Source organism: Polaromonas sp. P1_G2, assembly GCF_056405515.1.
In genome coordinates, this window is record NZ_JBFUBY010001618.1 from 1 (window position 1) to 376 (window position 376).

At 58.5% G+C, this 376-nt stretch carries 1 protein-coding gene; it reads left to right on the forward strand.

Going from position 1 to position 376, the window contains the following annotated elements:
- The coding region (locus tag AC1D0P_RS31810) for a GNAT family N-acetyltransferase (RefSeq protein ID WP_477680370.1) at positions 1-254 on the forward strand (254 nt) is incomplete at its 5' end.
- Between the last annotated feature and the right edge of the window lie 122 nt (positions 255-376).

A 376-nucleotide genomic window follows, 5' to 3' on the forward strand; every position in this document is an offset into this window, starting at 1 on the left:
TGGCCATGGCGGGCGAGCGGCTGAAACAGCCGGGCTTCGTCGAATTGTCCGGCGTCTGCGTCCATCCGGATTTCAGGGGCCGCGGTCTTGCCAGGGCATTGTCGCAATTCGTTTCGCAGCAGATCATGGCTGCGGGCGACACGCCTTACCTGCACACCTTCTCGGGCAACGCACCGGCGATAAGTCTTTATGAATCCCTCGGTTTCCGCCACCGCGCCGATCTCACCGTGGTTGCGATCATGCCCGACGCATAGGCCAGTCCGCCATCCCAAGCGCGCAGGCCTCTATTGCCAGACATGCTGTAAATCTCACAAATTTTATTCAAATTAACCATGTTCCTTTAGGAACAGCGGCCGCGTCTTGCCCGGTCTACAAC